Genomic DNA, 24857 nt, shown 5'->3' with positions numbered 1-24857 from the left:
TTTCAGGCCTGTGGGCGCCAGCCGACCTCGACAAGCACGTTGCCGGGCGCCGTGCAATAGAACAGCCAGCCACCGCGGATGGCAGTGGGTGGTCCGGAAACGGCAGCACCATCCGCCGCCAGGCGAAGATGGAGATGATCGACATCCGATCTTTCGGGAAGGATAAAGCCGATATGATAGGTCTGTCGCTGCAGCTCGACCTGATCGGCACCGCCGAATTTCGGCAACGGACGACTGAGAACGATCTCTGTGCCCTGCTCGTCGTAGAGGATCGCCCGGCCGATCCGTTCGTTCATCTCCCGCAATTCCAGACTGAAATAACGCAGGAAGAAATCGGCCGCAGCGGCAATATCGGGCACGTAGAAATCAAGATGGTTCAAACGCATGACTGTCTCCTTCGAAAATGAAATCCCGGAGGAGTGCGTTCTTTACGCTCCGCATSCCGCCGGGACCCCGCATTCGCATGCGGGCCACGTCGCGGGTTCTCGTGTGAAACACGGAGCAGAGCTTCCGATGATGGAAGGGACCGGGCTTACCTCATCCGATCCTGCCTTTTTCGACAGTGCCGCTCTAGCAGATCGCGCCACGAGCGGCAATCAGATCGGTCGAGCATATCGGTCGAGCGACTTCGGAAAAGCAGTAGACCATGGTCGCAACGCCCTTCTCGAAGGGTTGAAGACGTGTGCGCCGTTTGTATCGTGAGCTTTTCGCAATTTGCGGTACAATGACACCGTGCTGCGGAAAGAAAGGCTTCCAATATGAAACTGATCGCACTTGGCCTCATCGGCGCGCTGGCGCTCGCCGGCTGCACGACCGTCGAATATACGGGTCCCGGCATCGAGCCCATTCCCGGCAGCATCACCTATAACGGCCAGCCGCGCACGAAACTGACAAAGTCGCCTGTCGGCTCGACCTTCCCGCACGATTTCATCGACCAGTACGGCCGGCAGGTCGAGGAGACCTATATCATCCGTCCGGACCGCACGTTGGCGATCGCGCATCGCCGATACAGGCCGATCAACATTTTCGGAAGAGATTGAGAGGAGTAGCTGGAGCGGGTGAAGGGAATCGAACCCTCGTATTCAGCTTGGGAAGCTGCTGCTCTACCATTGAGCTACACCCGCCTGAAGCTTGAGACTTCCAACAGATGGCCGCCGCTGTCAAGTCGCGGCATTACCGAGATCAGATCCGGAAATGCTTCGAGAGCTTGAGGCCCTGCGCCTGATAGTTGGAGCCTAGGCCTGAGCCATAGAGGCTCGTCGGCTGTTCCTGCATGTGCTCGTAGATCAGGCGGCCGACGATCTGGCCGTCTTCGAGGATGAAGGGCACTTCGTGGCTGCGCACTTCCAGCACCGCGCGGCTGCCGCGCCCGCCGGCCGGCGCATGGCCGAAGCCCGGATCGAAGAAGCCGGCATAATGCACGCGGAATTCGCCGACGAGCGGGTCGAAGGGCGTCATTTCCGCCGCGTAATGCGGGGGGACGTGAACGGCCTCACGCGAGACGAGAATGTAGAACTCATCGGGATCGAGGATCAGTTCGTTGCGGCCTCGGCTATAGAGTGGCTCCCAGAAATCGAAGATATCGTGCTGGGCCTTCTTGTCGACATCGACGACGGCCGTGTGGTGTTTGCCGCGATACCCGATCAGGCTCTCCTCGTCGCCCGCCAGATCGATCGACAGTGCAATGCCGCCGCCGGATACGTTCGGTTGCTTGGCAGCCACCAGCGTTTCCGTTTCGTGCAGCTTCAGGAGCTCCGGTTCGTTGAGCACAGCATGGCCCACACGGAAGCGGATCTGCGACAGGCGCGAACCGCGGCGCACGACGATCGGGAAAGTACGCGGGCTGATTTCGAGATAGAGCGGACCGGAATAGCCTGATGGGATCTTGTCGAATTCCTGCGCGTAATCGGTGATGACGCGGGTAAAGATATCGAGACGGCCGGTCGAGCTCTTGGGATTGGCAGAGGCAGACATGTCGGCCGGCAGATCGAGACGCTCCATCAGCGGTACGATGTAGACGCAGCCGGTTTCCAGCACCGCGCCTTCGCTGAGATCAATGACATGCAGGCTCAGCCGATCGAGCTTGTCTGCGACAAGGTGAGAAGGGCCGGGCATGAAGCTGGCGCGCACCCGGAAAGCCTTGGCGCCCAGCCGCAGATCCAGGCTCGCAGGCTGGATCTGATCACGATCAAGCTCCCGTTCGCTTTGAAGACGCCCCGTTTCAAACAGCGCGGAAATCGCGCRGTCGGCCAAAATTCCAGTTTCGCGAGCCATCATGCTCCATCCATAATTTGCCGCCGACAAAACCAAAGTCGGGGAATTGACGCAAGCGCAGAACGGCAGTATTGCAATTTTATCCCGTGGTGATTTGGCCGGTCGGCTTGCAGCCACGTTAAATAAGTGGCTAAAAAGACCGGGTTGAAAACCGGTCTGCTTTTGCGGCCGGTTTTTTTGTTGTTTGAAAGTGGTGATGGCATGAGCAAGACCTGGCGCCCGGCAACCCAACTCGTCCACGGCGGAACGCTCCGCTCGCAATATGGCGAGACATCCGAGGCAATCTATCTCACGCAGGGTTTCGTCTACTATACGTCGGAAGCAGCCGAGGCGCGCTTCAAGGGCGAAACCGAAGGTTTCATCTACGCGCGCTACGGCAGCCCCACCAATGACATGTTCGAAAAGCGCATGTGCATGCTGGAAGGCGCGGAAGATGCCCGCGCCACGGCTTCCGGCATGGCCGCCGTCACCGCCGCCATTCTCTGCCAGCTGAAGGCCGGCGACCACATCGTCGCCGCCCGCGCCCTCTTCGGTTCCTGCCGCTGGGTGGTCGAGACGCTGGCGCCGAAATATGGCATCGACTGCACGCTGGTCGATGGCCGCTACCTGGAGAACTGGGAAAAGGCCATCACGCCGAAGACCAAGGTGTTCTTCCTGGAAAGCCCGACCAATCCGACGCTGGAAGTGGTCGATATTGCCGGTGTCTCCAAGCTCGCCAACCAGATCGGCGCGAAGGTCGTGGTCGATAACGTGTTTGCGACGCCGCTCTTCCAGAAGCCGCTGGAACTCGGCGCCCATATCGTCGTCTATTCCGCCACCAAGCATATTGACGGCCAGGGCCGCTGCCTCGGCGGCGTCGTGCTTTCCGACAAGGAATGGATCGACGAGAACCTGCATGACTATTTCCGCCATACCGGCCCGGCCATGTCGCCCTTCAATGCCTGGACGCTTCTGAAGGGCATCGAGACGCTGCCGCTGCGCGTCAAGCAGCAGACGCAGAATGCCGCCAAGATCGCCGATTTCCTGGCCGAACAGGGCAAGGTCGCCAAGGTCATCTATCCCGGCCGCAAGGACCATCCGCAGGCCGATATCATTGCCAAGCAGATGACCGGCGGCTCGACGCTGGTCTGCTTCGAGCTGAAGGGTGGCAAGGAAGCGGCATTCGCGCTGCAGAACGCGCTCGATATCGTCAAGATCTCCAACAACCTCGGCGACTCCAAGAGCCTGATCACCCATCCGGCGACGACGACGCACAAGAACCTGACGGACGAGGCCCGCGCCGAGCTCGGCATTTCGCCGGGCACGGTACGCCTCTCGGCCGGTATCGAAGACACGGACGATCTCATCGAGGATTTCGCCCGCGCACTGGAAACGGTTTCGGCCTGACCCGTCGATTCAAGGGATAGAGCGTTCCTTTGTGCGTCCGAAAGGACGCACGGCGCTCCTGGCGCGGCCGCGGAATACCACCGTGGCCGTGGCATTTGCCTTGAAATTAACACTGAGAGTTAGGCTTAATGAACAAAAGGCGGCCCGACCGAGGGCGGCGGGGCCACGTTCACTGTTCCGTTTCTTGACGCATGAGGACTGTTATAAGATACGGGTAACGTATATTGACTAAGGTGTAAGGCATGTATCGCGCCCTCACACGAGACATCGAAGTGGTTGTCGAACCGTTCTATCTGGAGGAGCAATCCGATCCGGACGACGATCGCTATGTCTGGGGTTATCGCGTCGTCATCGCCAACAACTCCGGCATAGCCGTACGTCTCGTCAACCGCTACTGGAATATTACCGACCAGAACGGGCAGATCGACGAGGTCAGCGGCCCCGGCGTCGTTGGCGAGCAGCCGCGTCTGCAACCTGGCGATACCTATGAATATTCATCGGGCTGTCCGCTGGATACGCCATCCGGCCTGATGTTCGGCCATTACCAGATGGAGACGGACGAAGGCGAGCTGTTCGATGTCGACATCCCCGCCTTCTCGCTCGATTCACCCGGCCTGCTCAGGGTGCTCAACTGATGCGTAAATTCGAACCGATTGCTCGCGGATATGCGGCAATGCTGAAGTCTTCAATCGGCAATCTCTATTAAAGCTCAAAGGGATCCGATGCGGTCTGAGCATCCGGCTTTGCCTCAAACGGATCTTTTGATTGCGGCTGTGCCGGCTGTTGGGCCACTGCAGCGTTGACAGCCTTTTGACAGACGAGCATCTCATCGGTCGCTTTGACGGAGTTCTTTAGACTGAGGGCAACTATCCGCTTGCCGTTAAAATCGACACGAAAACTCAACTTGCGAGCGAACTCGCCAATCAAGCCAGTATCCTTAAAATTAATCCACAATGCCTTAGTACCGTCAAGATCTACGGCGCTTGCGTCGGCAGTCCATTTGGAGCGGTCCAGGTAGAATTCGATCGGATATTGCTTGCCTTCTTCCAATGATTTCCAATTTGCATTGGCCATCAGGATATAAAAGGGATTATCCTTTTCGATGAAATTGAAGCCGAGACGAAAAACTGTACCGTCTTCAAAGGAAGTCATGACAAAGCAGGCGTTGCCCAAACTTTTGTCGACAGCCACACTCCAGCCACCAACTTCTTTCCATAGAACAGTCTCGTCGTCGGCAAAGCTAATTCGCGGCACTGCAGCTAAGAGCGCAAGTACCAAACACAAAAACTTCATTGGCACCCACCCCGCTTCCATAGCCTGAACCAATGAAACACAATAGGCACACAGTGACTACCAAAAGTCGAGTCACTGCGCTGCGCTATCGCTTAGTTCTATTGCTCGCCTGTTCTTATACTCAGGAAGACTAAGTAAGCTGAGACGCAACCTCATGCACCGGAAAGCGGTAGGTCGTTGAGCAGAACTCGCAGGTCACGGCGATCTCACCGTTTTCCTGGCTTGCCTCTACTTCCTCGGCGCTGAAACCCTTCAGCACGCCGCCGATCTTTTCCCGCGAACAGCTGCAGCGATCGAAGACGGCACGCGGTTCGTAAACGCGCACGCCGCGCTCATGGAAGAGGCGGAACAGCAGGCGCTCGGTGCCAACAAGCGGATCGGTGAGTTCATCTGCATCCACGGTTTCGACGAGCGAGCGGGCTTCCGCCCAGGCATCGTCCTCAAGGTGGCCGCGTTCGCCTGTGTCGCCGTCGCCGCCATGAAGATCKGTCTGGCGCATGCGCTCCGGCGCTTCCGGCAGGAACTGGGCAACGAGGCCCCCTGCCCGCCAGCGGTGACGCGGCTTGCCATCGTTATCACGGTCGAAGAGCTCCGCAGCAGCAAGGCGCACCCGCGTCGGGATCTGCTCCGACTGGCGGAAATAGACGCCGGCAATGTCTTCCAGCGAGGTACCGTCCAATGCGACGATGCCCTGATAAGGCTGGCTGAACTTGCCCTGATCGATGGTGAAGGCCAGCACGCCCTTGCCGAGAAGCTGCTCAGGCTCCGTTTCGCCTGATGCGATCGCCTGATCGAGCATCGCCTGATCGAAGCGGGCATAGGCGCGGACATTTTCCGGCGTCGAGAAATCGGCGACCAGCAGATCGACGGGACCGTCGCTCTTGGTCTGGACGGTGAACTTGCCGTCGAACTTCAACGAGGTGCCGAGCAGCACCGTGAGCACCACCACTTCAGCCAGAAGGCGGGCGACGGGCGTAGGATAATGATGGCGTTCGAGGATTGAATCCAGCATCGGGCCGAGCTGGACGGCGCGACCGCGCACATCAAGCCCTTCCACCTGGAAAGGGACGACATGATCATCGCCGGCGAAATCGAACTCGCCGAGAGCGGCTGCAGCTTCTGCCATGGCTTACACTCCTGTTCTATGGGAGCAGCAGGCTAGCGTGCCGGCCGCTCGCGCAGCCGCGAGCTTGGGACTCGCGGCATCCGATTATGGTTCAGATCGCGCCCAGGCACCAAGCAAGAATCGACTTCTGCGCATGAAGACGGTTTTCCGCCTCATCGAAGACCACGGACTGCGGACCGTCGATCACCTCATCCGTCACCTCCTCGCCGCGATGGGCGGGAAGGCAATGCATGAACAGCGCATCTTTGCCGGCCTGCGCCATCAATTGCGCGTTGACCTGATAAGGCTGGAAGACATTGTGACCGCGAGCCCGATGTTCCTGATTCATGGAGACCCAGGTATCGGTCACCACGCAATCGACGCCGGCGACCGCACGGTCAGCATCATGGTAAAGCATGATTTCGGCGCCCTCATTGCGGGCCCAGTTCAGATAGTGATCCTTCGGCTCGGAACCAAGGGGTACGGCCATGTTCATGCGGTAGCCGAAGCGGGCAGCTCCTTCCACCAGCGAATGCAGCACGTTGTTGCCGTCACCCGTCCAGGCGATCGTCTTGCCCTTGATCGGGCCGCGATGCTCTTCGAAGGTCATGACGTCAGCCATGATCTGGCAGGGATGGGTATCGTCCGTCAGCGCGTTGATGACAGGCACGGTGGCGTGCTCGGCCAGTTCCAGCATACGGTTATGGTCGGTCGTACGGATCATGATCGCGTCGACATAACGCGACAGCACCTTGGCGGTGTCGCCGATCGTCTCGGCGCGGCCGAGCTGCATTTCGGTTCCCGACAGGAACAGCGTCTCGCCGCCGAGTTGGCGCATGCCGACATCGAAGGAGACGCGGGTTCGGGTAGACGGCTTCTCGAAGATCATGGCCAGCATCTTGCCGGCGAGCGGCTTGTCGGCCGTGCCTGCCTTGAAAGCCTGCTTTCGCAGCTTGGCGTCATCCATGATGGTTCTGAGGTCGGATGTGGTGACGGCGGAGAGATCGAGGAAGTGTTTAGGGGAAGCCATTGTTCGTTACCTGCTACGCCCGCCAGCGGGCGGGGCATTGTCCTATCAAGCGGTCTTCTTGACCTTGGCGGCACGGATATTTTCGGCGGCACGCTCGATACGGGAAATCCCCTCGCGCGCCTCTTCCGCGGTTACGACCAGCGGCGGCAGCAGACGGATGACATTGTCGCCTGCCGGGATCGCCAGAAGGTGTGCTGCACGGATTTCCTTCAGAAGCTCCGCCGAAGGAATGGCTGCCTTGATGCCGAGCATCAGGCCTTCGCCTCTGATATCCTCGATGACATCGGGATAACGATCCTTGAGCGAGGCGAGGCCCTGACGGAAGACGAGGGTGATATCGCGCACATGCTGCAGGAAGCCATCGGCCAGGATGATATCCAGCACCGCACTGCCGACAGCCATGGCCAGCGGGTTGCCGCCATAGGTGGAGCCGTGCGTGCCGGCCTTCATGCCGGAAGCAGCTTCTGCCGTTGCGAGGCAGGCCCCGAGCGGAAAGCCGCCGCCGATGCCCTTGGCGACTGCCATGATGTCAGGCGTTATACCCGACCATTCATAGGCGAAGAGCCTGCCGGTACGGCCGACGCCGGTCTGGACCTCGTCGAGGATCAGCAGCAGGCCATGCTCGTCGCAAAGCTGGCGAAGCGCCTTCATGAATTCCGGGGTCGCCGGGCGGACACCGCCCTCGCCCTGCACCGGCTCGATGAGGATGCCGGCCGTATTATCGGTGATTGCCGCACGGACGGCCTCGATATCGCCGAAAGGCACCTGATCGAAGCCGGGGGCCTTGGGGCCGAAACCTTCGAGGTATTTCTCCTGACCGCCGGCGGCGATGGTCGCCAGCGTGCGGCCGTGGAAGGCGCCTTCGAAAGTGATGATGTGAAAGCGCTCGGGATGCCCCTTGGAGAACTGGTAACGGCGCGCAGTCTTGATGGCGCATTCGAGAGCCTCGGCGCCGGAATTGGTGAAAAACACCTTGTCTGCGAAAGTGGCATCCGTCAGGCGCTTGGCAAGCTTCTCCTGCCCCGGCACTTCATAGATATTGGAGAGATGCCAGACCTTGTCGGCCTGATCCTTGAGGGCGGCCACAACCTGCGGATTGCCATGCCCCACGGATGTGACGGCAACGCCCGCGCCGAAATCCAGATATCGCTCGCCAGTTTCGGTGATCAGCCACACGCCTTCGCCTCGCTCGAACCGCAGCGGGGCACGAGAATAGGTATCATAAAGCGGCGAGGCTTCAGCCATGGCGCAATCTCCTGGTCAGGCTCTGAAACAATGGACTCCGGCTAAGAAAACCAGGCCCGAAAAATTAAAAATGCCGCCTTGCGGCGGCCTCTCAGGCACTATTTCCTTTTCGCAGTGCGATGTCAACAAAACTGAGGATTTAGCGCATGCGTCAAGCGCCTAATGGGCTTTTCAGGTCTATCAACAGCTAATGTTGCAGAAATGACTCGCCGGGGAAGCAAGTTGGGGAAAACCCCGAATTCGGATTCATCGGATTCCTGCGACTCTTGTCACAGAGTCAGGCTCACACTAGGTTAAAGTTCAATTACTAGACTGCATGCGGCGGAACTAGTCACCAAAATTGATCAGGCGTTTCTTGCTTCGGAGGCTTTCGGGGCAACGGTGAGGGATTCTGCCATCACCAACGCGAAAGGCGGAGACAGGGCAATGAACTGGACAGACGAGCGTGTCGAGAAGCTCAAGAAGCTTTGGTCGGAAGGGCTGAGCGCCAGCCAGATCGCTGCGCAGCTTGGCGGAGTGAGTAGAAACGCTGTTATCGGCAAGGTTCACCGGCTCAGTCTTCCCGGCCGCGCCAAGGCCGGCGGCACGGCGACCGCTGCGCGCGCACCCAAGCGCAATACGTCGGCTCCGCGGGCCCCGAACTACGCATCTCGCCTCGCCACCACCCGCACCGTGACCCGCCAGCAGGGCGCAACGATGCTGAAGGAAGAGATCGAGATCGAAACGGTCGAGGAAATGGAATATGTGCCGGCCAAGAATGTGKTCGTGCCGATCTCCCGCCGCCTTGGCCTGACGGAACTGACCGAGCGCACCTGCAAGTGGCCGGTCGGCGATCCGCTGAAGGACGACTTCTATTTCTGCGGCTGCGACTCCACGGATTCCTCGCCTTATTGCAACTATCACCAGCGCCTCGCCTACCAGCCGGTCAGCGAGCGCCGCAGGGCAGCCGTCCGGGCAGCCTGACAAGCGCCTGCAAAAAGCAGCATCCATGGCCCCTCCTAGCGAAAGCGTGGAGGGGCTATTTTTTTGGCTTTATCGCCTGAGGCTGAACCACCTGCCTGGCGAACGATGGCGCCGCCTTGATCGCAAGAACGCAGTTTCGCTGGCCATGACGCTGGGGCGGAACGGGGCGATCATTGCCTCGCTGATCAAGACGTGCAAGCTCAGCGCCGTCGTCAACGACCACAGGCCKACGCGGAGCGGTGAACTCTTGCCGTAGAATTACTAGGCAGGGCAATAAGTGCTTAAATCCTTCTGTTGGCTCTAAGCGGACATACCAAAGAGTTTTCTCAGGGGCAGCTTCGCGCCATCATTTCAGCCGTTCAGACACAATCGTCAGCGTCCCAAAACCGCCATCGAGCTGAGCGCCATAAAGTTCAAAGACGACAGCAACGCCAGCCTGAAATTACCTAAAGGCCGGAAGCCGAAAAACGAGCCTATATTGAGCACTTCGGAAGCTGGCGGTGCTCCTGACATTAAATCGACGGACATCCCCCGCTCTTATTTCCAGATGTCGAAGCCGAGATGCCGAGCCATTTCGGCCGGTGGAGTAACCGGCCACCGCAACGAAAGATTTAAGCGCGACAAGTCGCATCTTTCGCTTCTCACCAAGCAAAGCAAATTGCCACTGTCGGAAGCACCCTCCGGGAACGCTCCCCGTACCAGGCACCAACAGGTGTCACCCGGCACTGCCGGGTGACAGAACGTCCCGTCGATGTCGTCAAGACCTGATGAACGAGAGCAGGTCGGGGTTGAGGACATCCGCATGCGTGGTCAGCATGCCATGGGGGTAGCCCGGATAGGTCTTCAGCGATCCGTTCTTAAGCAAGTTGACCGCACGCGGCACGGAACTTGCGAAGGGGACGACTTGATCGGCCTCGCCATGCATTACCAGCACCGGCACGGTGATCTTCTTGAGGTCTTCGGTATAATCTTCCAGCCAAGAGTCGACAGTCGCGTAGTGAGCCAGGGCACCACCGGCCATGCCCTGGCGCCACCAGTTCGCAATGATTGCCTCCGAAGGCTTGGCCCCATCGAGGTTGTAGCCGTAGAACGGATTCTCAGGGACGAAACGGTAGAACTCCGCCCGGTTGCCCAGCATGCCTGCCCGGATCGCTTCGAACCACTCCGGCGGTTGACCGGACGGATTTTCCGCGCTCCGGTACATGTTCGGTGTCAGCGAAGCGACCAGCACCGCCTTCGCGACGCGCTCCTGATGGCGAGCCACATAGCGAGCCACCTCACCGCCACCTGTCGAGTGCCCGATATGGATCGCGTCGCGCAGGTTGAGGTGCTCGGTCAGGGCCGCGAGGTCGGCAACCCAGTGGTCCATATCGTTGCCGGTGCCGGGCTGGTCGGACCGGCCGTGGCCGCGCCGGTCGTGGGCGATCACCCGATACCCCTGATGAAGGAAGTATGTCATCTGGGCGTCCCAGTCGTCCGCTGTCAGCGGCCAGCCGTGGCTGAAAACGATCGGTTGGCCCGAGCCCCAGTCCTTGTAGAAGATGTTTACGCCGTCCGTGGTCGTGATTGTAGGCATCGCGTCGCTCCATCTGCGCTGTTAAACATTCATTGGAAGATAATAAATCACTAAATAAAGCCATCCATCCACGCGCTATTGCAATAGCCGACGCAAGATTGCCACGCATGCCTCATCTTTCGAGGCCCAGGCACATGATCCGACACAAGAATTGGTCAGTCTCACATAATGTAGGTCAGCGCCGATAATTGCGGGTCACGACAGGTAGGCTTTTAGACATTTAGCTTTCCTTCTCTGACTGGACACAGTTGACTGCGAAATACTTCCGATGAAGCATTCGACTATGTCCCTAGATTGCGGCGTTAATTAAATCCCCCTTTTATCAAGGACAAATACCTTGTACGTTCGAGCTATGCCTTAAAGGCATAGCGGGGACGCGATGGAACTCAGGCATTTGCGCTATTTTATTGCTGTTGCGGAAGAGGGAAGCTTACTGACCGCAGCCGAGCGGCGGCTACACACTTCCCAGCCCTCACTCAGCAGGCAAATTCGCGATCTGGAAACCGAAGTCRGTGTAAAACTGCTGGAACGGCAGCCGCGCGGCGTGACGCTCACCGCCGCCGGTAAAGTGTTTCTTGATCACGCGCGGCTGGCGTTGTTGCAAGTCGAGGCGGCTGCGGAAGGGGCCCGGCGGGCAGAGCAGCCGCAAAAGCAGTCGTTCACTATCGGTTTTCTCGCAGGGCAAGAGGTCGTGTGGCTACCCCATGCACTGCGCATTATTCGTGAGGAAGCGCCGGAGGTTGAAATCATATTGTCCAGTCAGTCTTCCCCGGACCTTGCTCTGGCACTGATGCGAGGCAAGCTGGACGTCGCTTTCCTTCGCCCCGAGACGCAGAGTGTTGGTGTGTCGTTCAAGTTTTTAGCCAAGGAGCCACTGATCGCCGTGCTGCCGGCTGACCATCGCTTGACGTCGCAGAAAAAGATCCGGCCACAGGATCTTGCCCGCGAAACTTACGTCAGTTCGGCTAGAATTTCTCCGGTCTTGCAATCCGTGATCCAGGAGTACGCGTCGAACGTTGGGATCACACTCAAGGCAGAGTACGAAGGTGAAGGCCTACCATCAGCAATGTCGCTCGTCGTGTCTACAGGTGGAATAACGCTTATTCCGCTTTATGCGCAAAATATGCTGACGCCAAATGTCGTTGCCAGAGCACTTGAGGGTGTGCCTCCGACAATTGATCTCACCTTAGGATACAACGATTCAAATTCCTCACCTTTGCTCCGCCGATTTTTGTCTCGTTCTGATGAACTAGTCGCCAACGTACAAAATCAGAGCATCATCCGCTATGCTGAAGTTCCATAGCAGAGCTCACGCTCATCTTGGTGACGGCTTCGATTGGCTAGCGCCAGCAAGCCGACAGTCCCCTTCCGGCCCCAAATCAGTCGATGCTCAAGGCTCAGAGAATGTTCGCAATCGGCGCATAGCAGATGTCCCCGTCATCGCTTGAGCCCTCGCGATGCAAGGGGCATGTCGGTCAAGGCGTCAGCAAGCCAACGTCTACTCTTAAAAAGCCCACCCGAACAAACAAACGGGCCGCCCGGTTACCCAGACGACCCGTTCGTGACCTCCGATCACTCGGATCAGGCTTCCATGGAATATCCCGCGCCGCGGACGGTGCGGATGACATCCTGCATGTTGGAGAAATTCAGCGCCTTGCGCAGGCGGCCGACATGGACGTCGACGGTGCGTTCATCCACGTAGATATCGTGACCCCAGACGCCATCGAGAAGCTGCGAGCGGGAGAAGACCCTGCCCGGCGACGACATCAGGAATTCCAAGAGGCGGAATTCGGTCGGGCCGAGGCGGACTTCGCGGCTCTTGCGATGGACGCGATGGGTTTCGCGATCGAGCTCGATATCACCACACTTCAAAACGGTGGAGAGAACCTCCGGACGGGCGCGTCGCAGCATCGCCTTGACGCGGGCAACGAGTTCCGGCGTGGAGAAGGGCTTGACGACATAGTCATCCGCGCCGGTCGAGAGACCGCGAACGCGCTCGCTCTCTTCGCCGCGTGCCGTCAGCATGATGATCGGCAGACGCTCGGTTTCCGGCCGCATGCGCAGCCGGCGGCAGAGCTCGATGCCGGAAACGCCCGGCAGCATCCAGTCAAGGATGAGCAGGTCCGGGGTGCGCTCCTGAAGCCGGATTTCGGCCTCGTCGCCACGGAGGATCGTATCCACCTCGAAACCTTCAGCCTCGAGATTGTAGCGGAGAAGCACGCTGAGTGCCTCTTCATCTTCAACAACTGCAACTCTTGGGATCATGCGTGTCAGTCTCCTAATGCATGATCCTTAAACCGGGGGTGATTTAAGCAAGGGACCATGCAGGAACTCGGAATTGGCTGCGACCCTTGCGCGCCCCAGCGCGGGGCGCGCACGCAATCGGCAGGTCCAGATTACTCCGTCACCGCACCAACGGTATTGGAGCTGTCGTCCTTCGGACGCTCGCCCTCCGGCTGGGCGCCGGTTGCCATGTAGTAGATCGTCTCGGCGATGTTGGTTGCATGGTCGCCGATGCGCTCGATGTTCTTGGCGCAGAAGAGAAGATGCGTGCAGCTCGTGATGTTGCGCGGATCTTCCATCATGTAGGTCAGGAGTTCGCGGAACAGCGAAGTGTACATCGCGTCGATCTCGTCGTCGCGTTCGCGGATCGCATTCGCCTTGTCAGCTGAACGATTGGTGTAGACGTCGAGCACTTCCTTGAGCTGGACGAGCGCCAGTTCGGAGAGATGCTCGAGGCCGCGGGCGAGCTTGCGCGGAACGCCGGTGCTCTGCACCGCGATGACGCGCTTTGCCGTGTTCTTGCCGAGATCGCCGACGCGCTCGAGGTCGGCGGCGATGCGGATCGAACCCATGATCTCGCGAAGGTCGGAGGCCATCGGCTGGCGACGGGCGATCGTGACGATCGCCTTGTCGTTGATCTCGCGCTCGGCGTGATCGAGGATCACATCGTCGGAAATGACCTTCTGAGCAAGCGCGGTATCGCCGTTGACGAGCGCGCGGACAGCGTCGCCGCCCATCTGTTCGGCAAGACCACCCATCTCGGAAATGCGCCGGGACAGGAATTTCAGATCGTCATCGTAAGCAGAGAAAATATGTGTTGATGCCATGGGGCTTTGTCCTCGAAAATCGGGAAGGCTTCACATCGCCAAAATCAGCCGAAGCGACCCATGATGTAGTCCTGGGTACGCGGATCGTCCGGGTTGGTGAACATCTTGTCGGTATCGTTCTCCTCGACCAGGTTGCCGAGGTGGAACATAGCCGTGCGCTGCGATACGCGAGCGGCCTGCTGCATGGAATGCGTCACGATGACGATCGTGTAGTTTTCACGCAGCTCGTGGATCAGCTCTTCGACCTTGGCAGTTGCGATCGGGTCGAGCGCCGAGCAGGGCTCGTCCATCAGGATGACTTCCGGGCTGACGGCAACGGCGCGTGCGATGCACAGACGCTGCTGCTGACCGCCGGAAAGGCCGGTGCCGGATTCATGCACGCGATCCTTGACCTCATTCCAGAGGCCGGCGCGCTGCAGGCTCGTCTCGACAATCTGGTCGAGGTCGGCCTTGGACTTGGCAAGGCCATGGATGCGCGGACCGTAAGAAACGTTTTCATAGATCGTCTTCGGGAACGGGTTCGGCTTCTGGAAGACCATGCCGACGCGGGCGCGAAGTTCGACGACGTCGATGTCGGGATCGTAGATGTCGTCGCTATCGAGCGTGATCTTGCCGGTGACGCGGCAGCCGTCGATCGTGTCGTTCATGCGGTTCAGCGACCGCAGGAAGGTGGACTTGCCGCAGCCCGAGGGGCCGATCAGGGCGGTCACGGTGTTTTCGCGGACGTTCAGATTGACATCGAAAAGCGCACGCTTCTCGCCGTAATAAACGGAGACATCCTGAMCGATCATCTTATACGGGACGTTGCTCATTTTCTGGTCCAGCGCCTTCTCGACTGCGGCTTCCGTCAACATGTTCATGATCTTTACTCCGTTTACCAGCGGCGCTCAAAGCGACGACGCAAGAGGATAGCTCCGAGGTTCATGACGATCAGGAACAGGAGCAGGACGATGATGGCACCCGAGGTTCTTTCCACGAAGGCGCGCTCGGCTTCATTGGCCCACATGTAGACCTGAACCGGGAGTGCCGTGGAAGGATCGAGCGGGCTGGACGGCGCCTGGGCGACGAAGGCGACCATACCGATCAGCAGCAGCGGCGCGGTTTCGCCGAGTGCGTGGGCAAGGCCGATGATCGTGCCGGTCAGGATGCCGGGCATGGCAAGCGGCAGCACATGGTGGAACACCATCTGCATCTTGGAAGCACCGAGGCCGAGGGCGGCCGAGCGGATCGACGGCGGCACGGCGCGCAGTGCGGCACGCGTGGCGATGATGATCGTCGGCAGCGTCATCAGGGTCAGCACCAGACCACCGACCAGCGGTGCCGAACGCGGCAGGCCGGCGAAGTTGATGAAGACCGACAGGCCGAGCAGACCGTAGACGATGGACGGAACGGCGGCGAGGTTGTTGATATTGACCTCGATCAGGTCCGTCAGCCTGTTCTTCGGCGCGAATTCCTCGAGATAGATCGAGGCGGCGACACCGATCGGCAGCGCAAGCACGAGGACGATCAGCATCAGATAGAGCGAGCCGATGAGGGCAACGCCGAGACCTGCGGCTTCCGGACGGCTGGAATTGCCGTTGACGAAGAGGCCGGTGTTGAAGACCTTGTGAAGCGAACCRCTCGCCTTCAGCTGGTTCATCCAGCCGACCTGCTTGTCGTTCACCTTACGGTTCTTCTCATCGACCGAGAGGTCGATCTGGCCCTTGTTGGCGCTGTCGACATTGGCATCGGCCAGGATCGTGACATTGACGGTCTTGCCGATGATCGAGGGGTCGGCAACGACCATGTCGCGCAGCTGGATCGGCGCACCCTTGGACAGCATGTTGGATGCATCGCGCACGTCGGGACGGCTCGACGCGTTGATGCCGAGCTGCTTGACGATCGCGTCACGCAGGAGAACCGGGTAGCTGGCGGCGATGAGAACCGAAGGATCGGTCGCACGCTTGTTATCCGGATCGATGGTCTTTTCGGTAAACTCGATCGGCAGCGTGATCGCCGTCTGCTGGAACGCGGTATAGCCGTTGCTGATGACGGTCCACAGCAGGATAAACAGGAAGATCAGGCCGAAGGAGATCGCGGCGATACCATAGGCCTGGAAGCGGCGCTCGGCAGCGTAACGGCGCTTGATGCCGATGTCGCGGCGCGCAGGCGCCTTGGAGACCGTGACGCCGGCGACGGGGGAAACAATATTCGTCATTCGTACTGCTCCCGGTATTTGCGCACGATATAGAGCGCGTAGATATTGAGGCAAAGCGTGATGAAGAACAGCGTGATGCCAAGCGCGAAGGCAACCAGCGTCTGCGGCGAGGTGAACTCGAGGTCGCCGGTCAGCTGGTTGACGATCTTGACGGTCACTGTCGTCATCGGCTCGAAGGGATTGATCTGGATGCGGGCGGCGACACCGGCCGCGAGAACCACGATCATGGTTTCGCCGATGGCGCGGGACGCCGTCATCAGCAATGCGCCGACGATGCCCGGAAGGGCGGCCGGCAGGACCACCTTCTTGATGGTTTCGGAGCGCGTGGCACCGAGGCCGAGGGAGCCGTCGCGCAGCGAGCGCGGCACGGCGGTGATGATGTCATCCGACAGCGAGGAAACGTAAGGGATCAGCATGATGCCCATGACGATGCCCGCGGTGATGACGCTCTGTGCCTGGATGAAATTGGTATAGCTGCCGGAGAGCAGACCGCTGACCTGCGCAGAGAAATCGCGCAGGAACGGACCGACCGTGACGAGGGCGAAGAAGCCGTAGACGATGGTCGGGATGCCGGCCAGCACTTCGAGAAGCGGCTTGGCAATCGAACGTACCCGCGAAGAGGCGTATTCGGCCATGTAAATGGCGGCGAAGAGGCCGACCGGAACGGCGACCAGCATGGCGACCAGGCCGATATAGAGCGTGCCGAGCAGCAGCGGGATGAGGCCGAACTGGCCGAAGGAGGAACTGCCGGCACCGGCAAAGCGCGGGTCCCAGACCGTTCCGAAGAAGAAGTCGGCGAAGGGAACGACGGCAAAGAAGCGGGCCGCTTCCGACAGCATCGAAAAAACGATGCCGATCGTCGTCAGAATGGCGATGGAGGACGCGACGAGAAGTGACCAGAGCATGACCCGTTCAACGCGATTGCGAGCGCGGAAGCGCGGAGCAACGGCGCGAAGGKCGTAGAAGGCGCCTGCGACGGAGATGAGCAACACGATCGCCGTCATAATGATACGGCTCGTCATGCTTTCGGCGTTCAGGGTCTTTGCGGCGTCGATCATGTAGGGCTGCGGCTCGCCAGCGAGCGGAACGCCCTTTTCATTGAGCCTTGCCTGCAGACCGGCAGGATTGCCGGAGAGGGAGGAGACCTCATCCGAAGTCAGCATGTTCATGYCGCGGGCGACCGTGGCGATCATGCTGTAGGCGAGATCCTGCTGGACGGCCGGCTGCGCCTTCACATCATCGGGAAAACCACCGMGAACGGAGGAAGAGACGATGCCCGGGCTTACGGCAAGCCAGACGAACAGAACGATCAGGGAAGGCAGAACAGCCCAGATCGCGGCATAGGAGCCATGATAGGCCGACCGCGAGTGCATGGCGGACGACCTGCCGCCTGATAGTGCCGTGGCGCGGCTGCGCGCGGCCACATAGGCAACGGCGCCGATAATCACCAGGCACAAGAGTATGATGGATGTGCTCATTCGTTACGTCCCCAGGCCCACAGCCCCCAAAGAGCCCGGCAGCTCCAGGAGCATGCCATCGGCTTCAATATCATGGAGAAGAAGTTCATTCCGCACGGCCCTTGCGGGCCGGGCGGACAGGCGATGCCGGCGCAACACCCCCGAGTGGCGCGCCGGCAAAGTCATTACATGGTCTTGCCAGCCTCTACGTCCTTGCGGATCGCATCGCGCTCTGCATCGGGAGCAGCAACGAGACCGTATTCGACGAGCGGGCTGTCAGGGCCGATCATCTGGTCGGATACGAAGAAGTTGACATATTCCTTCAGGCCGGGAACGGCGCCCAGATGTGCCTTCTTGACGTAGAAGAACAGCGGGCGGGAAACCGGGTACGTGCCGTTAGCGATCGTTTCCGTGGACGGAACGATGCCGCTCATGGAAGCAACCTTGAGCTTGTCGGCATTGTTTTCGTAGAAGGAGAGGCCGAATACGCCAACGCCGGTCTTGTTGGCAGCGATGCGTGCCAGCGTTTCCGGATAGTCGCCGTCGATGTCGACTGCAACGCCGTCCTTGCGAACTGCGACGCAGGCCTTGGCCTGGGCAGCCTTCTCGGTGATTTCCTTGGCGATGACTTCCTGAGCGCCAGCAGCCTTGCAGCCGGCAGCGAGAACGTTCAGTTCGAAGACTTCGCGGGTGCCGTGCTTTTCGCCCGGGATGTAGGCAGCGATATCAACAGCCGGAAGCTTCGGGTTGACTTCCGACCACTTCTTGTAGGGGTTGGCGACGAGCTTGCCGTCAACAACAACCTGGGCAGCGAGGGCCTTGTAGATGTCCTGCGGAACGTAGGCAACGTCCGGGTTGGAAGCGTCGGTTGCGAAGACGATGCCGTCATAACCGATCTTGACTTCCTGGATGTCCGTTACGCCGGCAGCCTTGCAGGCTTCGGCTTCGTTCTTGTTGATCGGACGCGATGCGTTGGCAACGTCGATCGTGTCTTCACCGACGCCCTTGCAGAATTCCTTCAGACCAGCGCCGGTGCCGCCGGATTCGACGACCGGCGTCTTGAATTTGGTGAAGGTTTCGCCGAAGGACTCGGCGACGATCTTTGCGTAAGGCAGGACGGTGGACGAACCAGCAACCTGAATCTGGTCGCGAGCAACGGCAACGCCAGCGAAAGCGGCGGTTGCAGCAAGCGCGGCAACAGTAAGTTTAAAGGTGTTCATTTGAATCTCCCGGCATTTGGGCTTGTGTGAGTGCGGCCTCAAAGAGGCCCTCGCATTGCCTTTTTTCATCGGCAGGACTCTCTTAGCGCCTTAAGCACCGTCCTTTTATGTCAGATCGATGAAACATTTATGACAGAATAATCCATTGATTTTAAATGCAGAAATATGGCGTCGATAAATTGCGTGCGACATATGGAGTCAGAAACGCACGGTAAACTCCGTTCCCTTGCCCACCTCCGATTTAACGATCAGCCGTGCACGATGGCGCGTCAGAATATGTTTGACGATGGCAAGCCCGAGGCCCGTGCCCTTCTTCGAGCGGCTGTCTTCGATGCTGACGCGATAGAAACGCTCCGTCAGGCGCSGCACATGTTCGGCCGGGATGCCGGGGCCTCTGTCGACGACGCTGACCTCCACCGGCTGGCCGGACCCGTTCTTCAGCCAGACATCGACAGTCTCGCCTTCCTGGCCGTATTTGCAGGCATTTTCCATCAGGTTTTCGAAGACCTGAAYGAGTTCGTCGCGGTCTCCCAGCACTTCGACCTTGCCGTCGGGCAGGTGCAGATTGATCGAGACGCCGACATCCGTGGCAAGCGGCACGAGCGAATCCCTGACATGGCCGAGAAGCGGCACGAGATCCACCTTCTCGTCGGGGGCGATGTGCGACTTGAGCTCAAGCCTGGAAAGAGACAGGAGATCGTCGACGAGCCTGCTCATGCGCGTCGTCTGGTCGAACATGATGCCGAGGAAACGTGCCTGCGCCTTCGGATCGTTCTTGGCCGGGCCCTGAATCGTCTCGATGAAGCCGCGCAGCGAGGCAAGCGGCGTGCGCAGCTCATGGCTGGCATTGGCGACGAAATCCGTGCGCATGCGATCGATGCGGCGTAATTCGGAAATATCGCGGAAGGAGAGGATGTAATAACGCTCGTTGCGGCCGTCGTCGTCCTTGAATTCGACGGGAGCGCTGCGCACGATATAGACGCGCTCGGAAGGCAGCCGCTCGGAATGCTCGATCTGGTTCGGGGCGTTGGTGGCGATGGTTTCGCGCACCATATCCAGGACGCCAGGCGAACGCAGCCGCGCCGATATGTGAGAACCGAGCGTCACCTCGCCGAAGGCCTTTTCGGCCGCGCGGTTCTGAAACAGCACCGAGGCATCTTCCGAGAGCACCATGACAGGGATATCGAGGCCGGCCAGTGTGGCGGAGACCTCCGGCAGGCGACTGGGAAGCACTTCGGGCTCGGGTTCGGCCGGCTCGACGACATCAGATTTGATGACCGGCGCCTCGTTGAAAAGCGAGGCGAAGATCATCACCAGAAGCAGGACGAGCACGATCCATTTGTTCATGCCGGCGGCAAGCGCCACCAGCGCGCTCAGCAGCGTCGCCAGCAAAACCGGGCGCTCGCGCCGGATGCGCGCCAACAGGCTTCTCGTCCACGGCATTTCTTCTTCCAAGGCGCCCCTCACGGCATCGATTCGTTTCTCTTTATATTCAAACTCTGCCTGATAGCCGCATTTCATGACAGAAGTTTTCCGTTTCTGAAACTTGCGCGAAAAGCCGCAGCGCGCGACAGCGAATTGCGCTTTGCTGACGCAGCGGATTTGATTTTCAATGATAAATATGTTCGCCTGCTGAAAAACGAAATCAGCAAGCGCAGGAGAAGACGATGGCCGAAGACGTCGAAAGCAGGGTCGTGGAGCTGGAGATCAGGGGCAAGAAGCGCGTCTTCGATATCGACGATCCCGTGCTGCCCGACTGGGTGGATGAGCATGCGCTGGAATCCGGCGATTATCCCTACAAGAAKAAGATGAAGGACGACGAATACGTCGAAGAGCTGGAGAAGCTGCAGATCGAGCTCGTGAAGGTGCAGTTCTGGCTGCAGGCGACGGGCAAGCGGGTGATGGCGCTCTTCGAAGGGCGCGATGCGGCCGGCAAGGGCGGCGCGATCCAGGCGTCCTCGGCCCACATGAACCCGCGCCTTGCCCGCGTCGTGGCGCTTGCCAAGCCAACCGACCGGGAACAGGGCCAATGGTACTTCCAGCGCTATATCGCGCAGTTTCCGACATCGGGCGAATTCGTGCTCTTCGACCGCTCCTGGTACAACCGCGCCGGCGTGGAGCCGGTCATGGGCTTCTGCACGCCGAAACAATACGAGGATTTCCTGAACCAGGCGCCGCAGGTCGAGAAGGTCATCGCCCACGAAGGCATATTCTTCTTCAAATTCTATCTGGATATCGGCCGCGAGATGCAGATCAAGCGATTCCACGACCGGCGGCACGACCCGCTCGCCGTCTGGAAGCTTTCCTCGATGGATATAGCCGCATTGACCAAATGGGGCGACTATAGCGAGAAGCGCGACCGGATGCTGAAGGAGACCCACACGGAATTTGCGCCCTGGACCGTGATCCACGCCAATGACAAGCACCGGGCGAGGCTCAACCTCATCCGCCACATGCTGAAGACCATGGATTATGACGGCAAGGACAAGGACGCGATCGGCTCACTCGACGACAAGATCATCGGTTCGGGTGCCGGCTTCCTGAAATAGACATCGCTACAGCATCGGCCCGAAAATCGAAATCGATTTTCGGGAAGCCTGATGCGTAGATTAAAAGGGGCAGAGCGTCCTTTGTGCGTCCGAATGGACGCACGCCGCTCTGGCAAACCGGGCCGCTTACTGGCCCGGCAGGATCCGCACGGCAAAGAGATTGATGCCGCGAGCCTTGCCGTCCACATCGCTGTTGATCATCAGCCGGCCCGCAGAATTCGGCGCCAGCGAGCGGTCGAAGCGGACCTGCAGCAGCGCGTCCGATTTTTCACGCGTGACGTTGAAACGATGGCGGGCGCAATTGCCGAGTGACTGGAACTCGCACTCGACGGTGATCTGGGTCGGCTCGTCCGTGGTGGACTGCAGGGTCAGCGCGATGGTCGAGGACTTGCCGGCGAGCTGCTGCAGGACATTGGCGGGAACGTTGATGGAGACATTGCCATCCGTATTGCCGCTCTGGGAGGTCAGGCGGACGGCCGGGCCTTCGGTTTCGGTGACATTTTCCACGCGCGCGCGCGGGCCGCTCTCGATCTTGTCGGCAGGCTTGAAGACCTCGATCCAGTCTGCCGAGAAGCCGTTCTGCGGATCGATCGTGAGCGGTTCATCGACATGCGGGGTGCTGTTATCGGCACTATCCTCGCCATCGAAATCCTCGGGCTGCGTGCTGGCCGGCGGGTTGGCGACGCTGGTGTCGCGCTGGGCCGCCGTCAGGAGAAGGCCTGATGTATAGGCCCACCAGCCACCCATGCCGATGAAGGCGAGCAGCACGCACCAGACAAGCAGGCGCGAGAAGAACTTGCGCGGCCTGCGGCGGACAGCGGCCCGCTCGGGGCGGAAATCCATGCCGCCGCGCTTGCCCGACGTCGCGCGCATCTCTCCACCCGGTGCCGCTCCCAGCTGATCGGCGCTGCTGGCGTGAACGCCATCCAGGCTCGCATCGTCCACATGCCCGGCGGCATCGTGGCCGCGTGTTTCACCTGTAACGGCCAGGCTGTCATCCTCTTCCGCATGATAAGGGGGCTCTTCCACATGATAGGGCGCCTCTTCCACACGATAGGCGGGCTCTTCCACGTGACGCGGGGGCTCAGGCATCTCTACAACGGGCGGGACCGGAACTTCCGGAGGCCCCTGGCGCGGGTGAAGGCGGGTGCGCTCTTCGCTCTCGATGGTGTGGATCGTCGTTTCGAGACGGTGGCGGTGATGGGCCACGACGTCGGCATCGGTGATATCCTGCTTTCGCAGGCCGGCTTCCAGCGCCTGACGGGCGGACTGATAGATGCGTGCACGAACTTCCGCGCTGTTGCGGTCGGAATTATCGAGCGCAGTTCTGATAGCCGTTTCTAGTCCGCTCACATCAGGCCCTTCACGTTTCGTGCCGGCATCGACCTCAAAAGATTGAATGCCTGTCAAAATTCGGTAGCGTCAAGTGCGGCAAACCGCAAGCCTTGCAGCCTTTTGCGAGCGCATCGGCGGGGGATAAGGACGCCGCGCAGCGCCTCGAARCACTGTTTTCAGCATGTCGTTGTCGCAAACCGCCGCGCAGTTTTGCGCGACATGCATTAGATATTCCGAAAGTGGACAGGATTACGGAAAAGAAAGCTAGCTCCCGCCATACTCTTTTCCTCGGGCGCCGGCTCTGATAATCAATTGACGTTTTCGTAAACGTCAAAAATGGTGGAAGCATGGCCCTGCCCCCGATCCTCAAGGACAACCTGAGACTGCCGGTCATCGGCTCCCCGCTTTTCATCATTTCCCATCCGGCACTGACACTGGCGCAATGCAAGGCCGGCGTGATCGGCGCCTTTCCCGCACTCAACGCGCGGCCGGAAAGCCAGCTCGACGAGTGGCTGGCGATGATCACCGAAGATCTTGCCAACCACAATGCCAGGCATCCCGAACGGCCGGCAGCGCCCTTCGCGGTCAACCAGATCGTCCACATGTCGAACAAGCGGCTGGAGCACGACCTGATGCTCTGCGTGAAATACAAGGTGCCTGTCGTCATTTCCTCGCTCGGCGCCGTGCCGGAAGTGAATGCGGCGGTGCATTCCTATGGCGGCATCGTGCTGCACGACATCATCAACAACCGCCATGCCAATTCGGCGATCCGCAAGGGCGCAGACGGACTGATTGCCGTTGCGGCAGGTGCGGGCGGACATGCGGGCACGCTTTCCCCTTTCGCACTGGTGCAGGAAATCCGCTCTTGGTTCGACGGCCCGCTGCTGCTTGCCGGCTCGATTGCGACCGGCGGCGCTATCCTCGCCGCCCAGGCCATGGGCGCCGACATGGCCTATATCGGCACGCCTTTCATCGCGACAGAGGAGGCCCGCGCTTMCGACGCCTACAAGCAGGCGATMGTGGAAGGTGCCGCTGCCGATATCGTCTACTCGAACTATTTCACCGGCGTGCACGGCAACTACCTGAAACCCTCCATCCGCGCGGCCGGCCTCGACCCCGATGACCTGCCTGACGCCGATCCCTCGAAGATGGATTTCGAACAGGCAACCGGCGGCGCCAAGGCCTGGAAGGACATCTGGGGCAGCGGCCAGGGCATCGGCGCGATCAAGGCCGTGGAACCGGTCGCGACGCTGGTCGACCGGCTGGAAGCGGAATATCAGGCCGCCCGCACCCGGCTGGCGCTGTGAACTACGGGCCTTTCCACAGGCTTCAGCTTTTTTGCCAAAGGGCATAAGAGGGTGCTTGAAATCTTCGGACAATGGCTGTATCAGCCCCATGCAAATCGCGGGCCTATGCTTCGCCCGCCGGATTGCCGCTTTAGCTCAGTCGGTAGAGCACATCATTCGTAATGATGGGGTCAGGTGTTCGAGTCACCTAAGCGGCACCATTTTTCTTAGTGAATTCAATGCATTGAGCCTTAGAGGTTTTTCGAATTTACGGAGCACGGATCCGTTTTTCGCGCCGTGCGACCGCATTGCTACCTCCAGGCAGGCGTCTGGCTAGGCCAAGTCATCCTGCATAACGGCGCCAATTAGGTGTCGAGCATGTCCCATTCTTCGCCAAGCACCCATCGAAGGGCGGAAAGTTTGCCGTTGACCATGCCCCATTCAAAATCGGTCCACGGTCCCAAATTCTCCAATCCGACTTCTTCTTCCGTGCGCTTAGCCGCCGCCAACGCTCCTCTCCAAACTTCGTCCCTGATGACCTCCGGATGAATATCCAGAGAGGTTTCTGAATTCGGCACTGGTGATGATCTTTATCTCGCCGGATTCAACGCCACTCCTAAGTAGAAGATGCTCGGCAGCGAGGATCTCGGATAGGCGGCGAGACTCTATAGCGAAATTAAGCTCGAATTCGCGCTCGTCCCTGAGATCCGCATCTACTTCCTTGAGACAGTCAACGATGGATATCCAGAACGCGGCCGGCGAGGGAGATAAAGAAGTTTCCGGTGTTTGTTCCGAATATTCGTCCCGCCCAAAGTTTCCCTATCGGCATCC

Annotated in this window: 24 protein-coding genes, 2 tRNA genes and 1 riboswitch; of the genes, 8 read left to right on the top strand and 18 right to left on the bottom strand. The window is 59.6% G+C overall.

The features are described from left to right. Positions 1-2 precede the first annotated feature (2 nt). Positions 3-386, bottom strand: coding sequence for a VOC family protein (locus AC1DNW_RS21290; protein WP_113306991.1), 384 nt, complete (start codon positions 384-386; stop codon positions 3-5). A 372-nt stretch (positions 387-758) separates the two neighbouring features. On the opposite strand from AC1DNW_RS21290, the gene AC1DNW_RS21285 reads away from it, so the two are divergent. Then, positions 759-1040 carry a hypothetical protein gene (locus tag AC1DNW_RS21285; RefSeq protein ID WP_113306993.1) on the top strand — a complete coding sequence of 94 codons (282 nt, stop codon included), beginning with the start codon at positions 759-761 and terminating at the stop codon, positions 1038-1040. A 10-nt stretch (positions 1041-1050) separates the two neighbouring features. Here AC1DNW_RS21285 and AC1DNW_RS21280 read toward each other — a convergent pair. Continuing rightward, positions 1051-1124 (bottom strand) — tRNA-Gly (locus tag AC1DNW_RS21280). A 58-nt stretch (positions 1125-1182) separates the two neighbouring features. Next, positions 1183-2277, bottom strand: coding sequence for a 2'-deoxycytidine 5'-triphosphate deaminase (locus AC1DNW_RS21275; protein WP_477854273.1), 1095 nt, complete (start codon positions 2275-2277; stop codon positions 1183-1185). Positions 2278-2350: 73 nt separating this feature from the next. Next, positions 2351-2429: riboswitch (SAM riboswitch) on the top strand. A gap of 46 nt (positions 2430-2475) precedes the next feature. Between AC1DNW_RS21275 and AC1DNW_RS21270 the strand changes: the two genes are divergently transcribed. After that, a complete protein-coding gene (locus AC1DNW_RS21270) occupies positions 2476-3660 on the top strand; it encodes an O-succinylhomoserine sulfhydrylase (RefSeq protein ID WP_113306995.1) in 1185 nt (394 codons plus the stop codon). Between the two features lie 242 nt (positions 3661-3902). Next, positions 3903-4295 carry a Co2+/Mg2+ efflux protein ApaG gene (gene apaG, locus AC1DNW_RS21265; RefSeq protein ID WP_113298460.1) on the top strand — a complete coding sequence of 131 codons (393 nt, stop codon included), beginning with the start codon at positions 3903-3905 and terminating at the stop codon, positions 4293-4295. Between the two features lie 67 nt (positions 4296-4362). Here apaG and AC1DNW_RS21260 read toward each other — a convergent pair whose 3' ends face one another. The 4 genes from AC1DNW_RS21260 to AC1DNW_RS21245 form a co-directional block, all read right to left on the bottom strand. Continuing rightward, a complete protein-coding gene (locus tag AC1DNW_RS21260; protein ID WP_113306996.1) occupies positions 4363-4953 on the bottom strand; it encodes a hypothetical protein in 591 nt (196 codons plus the stop codon). A gap of 130 nt (positions 4954-5083) precedes the next feature. Beyond that, entirely contained in the window at positions 5084-6079 is a 996-nt protein-coding gene (locus AC1DNW_RS21255) for an Hsp33 family molecular chaperone (protein WP_113306997.1), read from the bottom strand. A gap of 91 nt (positions 6080-6170) precedes the next feature. Then, a complete protein-coding gene (gene argF, locus AC1DNW_RS21250; RefSeq protein WP_113298458.1) occupies positions 6171-7088 on the bottom strand; it encodes an ornithine carbamoyltransferase in 918 nt (305 codons plus the stop codon). A gap of 45 nt (positions 7089-7133) precedes the next feature. Beyond that, positions 7134-8333 (bottom strand): aspartate aminotransferase family protein, encoded by a 1200-nt coding sequence (locus AC1DNW_RS21245; RefSeq protein WP_113298457.1) that lies wholly within the window; start codon positions 8331-8333, stop codon positions 7134-7136. Positions 8334-8759: 426 nt separating this feature from the next. Here AC1DNW_RS21245 and AC1DNW_RS21240 point away from each other — a divergent pair, with 426 nt between their 5' ends. Further along, a complete protein-coding gene (locus tag AC1DNW_RS21240; protein ID WP_477854272.1) occupies positions 8760-9296 on the top strand; it encodes a GcrA family cell cycle regulator in 537 nt (178 codons plus the stop codon). A 372-nt stretch (positions 9297-9668) separates the two neighbouring features. On the opposite strand, the gene AC1DNW_RS21235 is transcribed toward AC1DNW_RS21240, so the two are convergent. Then, positions 9669-9824: a hypothetical protein gene (locus AC1DNW_RS21235; protein WP_162748412.1), complete on the bottom strand. Its 156-nt coding sequence runs from the start codon at positions 9822-9824 to the stop codon at positions 9669-9671. A gap of 229 nt (positions 9825-10053) precedes the next feature. Beyond that, complete coding sequence (locus AC1DNW_RS21230; protein ID WP_113306999.1) at positions 10054-10872, bottom strand: alpha/beta fold hydrolase; 819 nt, start codon at positions 10870-10872, stop codon at positions 10054-10056. A 379-nt stretch (positions 10873-11251) separates the two neighbouring features. On the opposite strand from AC1DNW_RS21230, the gene AC1DNW_RS21225 reads away from it, so the two are divergent. After that, on the top strand, positions 11252-12175 hold the full coding sequence (locus AC1DNW_RS21225) for a LysR family transcriptional regulator (RefSeq protein ID WP_477854271.1): 924 nt from the start codon (positions 11252-11254) through the stop codon (positions 12173-12175). A 278-nt stretch (positions 12176-12453) separates the two neighbouring features. Here AC1DNW_RS21225 and phoB read toward each other — a convergent pair whose 3' ends face one another. The 7 genes from phoB to phoR form a co-directional block, all read right to left on the bottom strand. Next, a complete protein-coding gene (phoB, locus tag AC1DNW_RS21220) occupies positions 12454-13137 on the bottom strand; it encodes a phosphate regulon transcriptional regulator PhoB (protein WP_003570612.1) in 684 nt (227 codons plus the stop codon). 131 nt (positions 13138-13268) lie between these two features. Beyond that, the gene (phoU, locus tag AC1DNW_RS21215; RefSeq protein ID WP_113298453.1) at positions 13269-13982 is read right to left on the bottom strand and encodes a phosphate signaling complex protein PhoU; all 714 of its coding nucleotides are present in this window, start codon (positions 13980-13982) and stop codon (positions 13269-13271) included. 44 nt (positions 13983-14026) lie between these two features. Continuing rightward, entirely contained in the window at positions 14027-14842 is an 816-nt protein-coding gene (pstB, locus tag AC1DNW_RS21210; RefSeq protein ID WP_477854270.1) for a phosphate ABC transporter ATP-binding protein PstB, read from the bottom strand. Positions 14843-14856: 14 nt separating this feature from the next. Beyond that, positions 14857-16179: a phosphate ABC transporter permease PstA gene (gene pstA / locus AC1DNW_RS21205; protein WP_113298452.1), complete on the bottom strand. Its 1323-nt coding sequence runs from the start codon at positions 16177-16179 to the stop codon at positions 14857-14859. Then, complete coding sequence (gene pstC, locus AC1DNW_RS21200) at positions 16176-17657, bottom strand: phosphate ABC transporter permease subunit PstC (RefSeq protein ID WP_477854269.1); 1482 nt, start codon at positions 17655-17657, stop codon at positions 16176-16178. Before pstC ends, pstA begins: the two co-directional genes overlap by 4 nt. A 164-nt stretch (positions 17658-17821) precedes the next feature. Further along, entirely contained in the window at positions 17822-18856 is a 1035-nt protein-coding gene (locus AC1DNW_RS21195; RefSeq protein WP_113298450.1) for a substrate-binding domain-containing protein, read from the bottom strand. A gap of 198 nt (positions 18857-19054) precedes the next feature. Continuing rightward, complete coding sequence (phoR, locus tag AC1DNW_RS21190; RefSeq protein WP_477854304.1) at positions 19055-20278, bottom strand: phosphate regulon sensor histidine kinase PhoR; 1224 nt, start codon at positions 20276-20278, stop codon at positions 19055-19057. 245 nt (positions 20279-20523) lie between these two features. Between phoR and ppk2 the strand changes: the two genes are divergently transcribed. After that, entirely contained in the window at positions 20524-21405 is an 882-nt protein-coding gene (ppk2, locus tag AC1DNW_RS21185) for a polyphosphate kinase 2 (RefSeq protein ID WP_477854268.1), read from the top strand. A 126-nt stretch (positions 21406-21531) separates the two neighbouring features. Here ppk2 and AC1DNW_RS21180 read toward each other — a convergent pair whose 3' ends face one another. Next, positions 21532-22758, bottom strand: coding sequence for a regulator (locus AC1DNW_RS21180; protein ID WP_113307080.1), 1227 nt, complete (start codon positions 22756-22758; stop codon positions 21532-21534). Between the two features lie 329 nt (positions 22759-23087). On the opposite strand from AC1DNW_RS21180, the gene AC1DNW_RS21175 reads away from it, so the two are divergent. Next, a complete protein-coding gene (locus tag AC1DNW_RS21175) occupies positions 23088-24047 on the top strand; it encodes an NAD(P)H-dependent flavin oxidoreductase (protein ID WP_477854267.1) in 960 nt (319 codons plus the stop codon). 124 nt (positions 24048-24171) lie between these two features. Beyond that, positions 24172-24247: transfer RNA gene (locus tag AC1DNW_RS21170), tRNA-Thr, on the top strand. A 144-nt stretch (positions 24248-24391) separates the two neighbouring features. Here the strand turns inward: AC1DNW_RS21170 and AC1DNW_RS21165 are convergent. Next, positions 24392-24604, bottom strand: a complete 213-nt coding sequence (locus AC1DNW_RS21165) for a hypothetical protein (protein ID WP_113307003.1) — start codon at positions 24602-24604, stop codon at positions 24392-24394. Positions 24605-24857 lie beyond the last annotated feature (253 nt).

The organism is Rhizobium sp. 05L429 (assembly GCF_056397645.1).
The sequence above is the reverse complement of the archived record's forward strand: the minus strand, read 5'-3'. Positions and strand labels throughout refer to the sequence as shown.